1 protein-coding gene and 2 pseudogenes are annotated in these 2,552 nt (G+C 62.5%); all 3 read right to left on the bottom strand.

Annotation, left to right across the window (positions count from 1 at the left end):
• The coding region (gene istB / locus VQ044_RS24675) for an IS21-like element helper ATPase IstB (RefSeq protein ID WP_331827860.1) at nucleotides 1-739 on the bottom strand (739 nt) is incomplete at its 3' end.
• Nucleotides 736-1,326: pseudogene (locus VQ044_RS24670) on the bottom strand (IS21 family transposase); the annotation flags it as partial. The pseudogene VQ044_RS24670 and the gene istB, both read right to left, overlap by 4 nt.
• A gap of 584 nt (nucleotides 1,327-1,910) precedes the next feature.
• Nucleotides 1,911-2,552, bottom strand: a pseudogene (locus tag VQ044_RS24665) (IS21 family transposase); the annotation flags it as partial.

Here is a 2,552-nt window from a genome sequence, read left to right as displayed (position 1 = left end):
CGGTTTTTCGCCGATAGCTGTCGGTGTTCATCTCCAGGATAATGGCGTGATGGACGAGCCTGTCGATCGCGGCGACGGTCATGGCGGGATCGGGAAAGATCGAATCCCAAGCCCCAAAGGGCTGGTTTGCGGTGATCATCATGGACCGGCGCTCGTATCGGGCGCTGATGAGTTCGAACAGGACGCTCGTCTCGGCCTGGCTCTTCTGGACGTAGGATAGATCGTCGAGGACGAGCAGGTGATATTTGTCGAGCTTCTCGATCGCCGATGCGAGCTTCAGTTCCTGCCGGGCGGTCTGAAGTTGCTGGACAAGGTCGGTAGTTCTTGCGAACAGGACGCGATATCCGGCGTCGATCAGCGCATGACCGAGCGCCGCCGAAAGATGGGTCTTTCCCACGCCTGGCGGGCCGAAACACAAAATATTGGTGCCCTGACCAAGCCAGGCGTCACCTTCGGCGAGCGCGGCAATCCTGGCCCGGCTGACCATCGGCACGGCGTTGAAGTCGAAGGTGTCGAGCGTCTTTCCACTAGGCAAGCGTGCTTCGTTAAGATGGCGTCCAATGCGGCGGCGGACCCGCTCGGCAACTTCGTGCTCGAACAACGTCGCCAGGGTCTTTGCCGCCGGCCACCCTTCCTCATCGGCCGTTTGGCTGATCGTCGGCCATAGATTTGCGACGGTTGGAAGCCGCAGCGTGGTGAGCAAGAGCGGCAGGCGGGCGGTGTCGGTCGTGATGTTCATGCCGTTACCTCCATGTCCGCGGGTCGCCGAGTGAGCAGCGGATCGTAGATGCTGGCGTTCGGCATCTCGATATGCACTGCCGGGATCGGCCCTGGTTTGGGCATGAAGCGGTCCCGGAACGCTGTGATGTCCGGCAGATTGCCCTGATCGAGGACGGCATCGAGCGCTTCGGCGATCCCGGCTTCCCTGCCGCTGTCGTGGGAAAGGGCCAGGAGCGCGACCATCGTGCGGGAGGCCTCTTTCACGGGTTGGGCAGCCATCAACGCATCGAACGCACGCTGATAGGCTGGTCGCGGCCACAGCGCATCGCGATAGGTGAGATTGGCCAGGGCGCCGGGCTTGGCGCGAAGCGAGCCGATCACGTGACGATAGTCGACGACGTGCGCCGTCGTCCTCTTGGCACCTTTGGACGGGGCGCGGCCGCGAGGCAGGGTGAGGACCGGCACCCCGGCAAGGAAAGCCTCGATCCGGTCGTCATGGACACGCAGATGCAGACGATGTCCGATCAATCGGGAGGGCACGGTGTAGAAGGCGTGCCGGAATGAGAAGCCCGACGAACTCGTCACCCGGACGCTGGCTTCGTCCCAGGTGACAGGTGTTGCCGCAGNCGGTGTAGAAGGCGTGCCGGAATGAGAAGCCCGACGAACTCGTCACCCGGACGCTGGCTTCGTCCCAGGTGACAGGTGTTGCCGCAGGCAACGGCTTCAAATGGCCGCGCTCGATCTCGATCGCATCGTGATGCCGGCGATTATGACCGGCCACGACGCCGGCAACGAAGCTCTTATACCAACCTGCGGTGATAGGGACCTATTCGATGGTGCTGAACGGGCTTGTCCGGCCAGGAGCGGCGCGCAGTTCGATGCGGCGCATCGGGCAAGCGGTGCGACACCGTCCGGCAAGCCCGTCCGGCCCACCGAAGGCCGGGCTCTCGCCGCGCCTGGCTTCGTCGCGGGCCTCGCCCGATGCGCCGCATCGCGCATCGTCCCGCTCCTCGCCATGCATCGGCGATCGTCCCGGTCGAATGGGTTCCTATCACCGCAGGTTGGTATTATAGGCATCCAAAGTGTCGAAATCGGTCGAGGCTCGCAGCATCAGTTCCTGCTCGATCCGGTCTTTCATATGGCCATGCCGGCTCTCGATCGAGCCATTCTCATGGGCAATGCCGCGANTTATAGGCATCCAAAGTGTCGAAATCGGTCGAGGCTCGCAGCATCAGTTCCTGCTCGATCCGGTCTTTCATATGGCCATGCCGGCTCTCGATCGAGCCATTCTCATGGGCAATGCCGCGATTGTTGCGGGTCGGCGTCATGCCGTAGTGCTCGGCGAGAGCTGCGAACCGGCGGGTCAAATCCTCGGACTGGTCCTTGCGCAGATTGCGGAAAGCAGCGGACAAACTGTCGGAACGATGTTCTGCAGGAACCCCTCCCAGTGCCGCCAAGGCATTGCAGAGACCCGAGGACAGCGCCGTATAGCTCTCGCCGCCGAGAACGACTTCGCCATGTTCGAAGCCGGAATAAACCAGCGCGAAGTGGTAGAGGCGATGATCGAGGGGCTGGCCGGCAATGGTGACGTCGAGGCCGTTCATGTCGGTGAAGTCTGATAGGCCCATTTGGCCAGGATGATGGACCTGGGGGAAGATCACGGCCTGATCCGGACCGTGAAAGGCGCGCCATGTCCGAATCCGCCGCTCGAGTGACCGTCGCATCGTCTCATCGACGCGGTCGTGATGACGCCGGATCAATTCCCGCAGAATGGTGATCGGTCTCAAGGCCGGTGCCGCCGAAAGCATCGGTACGATCTCCTCGTCCCAAAG

This window comes from Aurantimonas sp. C2-5-R2 (assembly GCF_036549495.1).
GTDB lineage: Bacteria > Pseudomonadota > Alphaproteobacteria > Rhizobiales > Rhizobiaceae > Aurantimonas > Aurantimonas coralicida_A.
The sequence above is the reverse complement of the archived record's forward strand: the minus strand, read 5'-3'. Positions and strand labels throughout refer to the sequence as shown.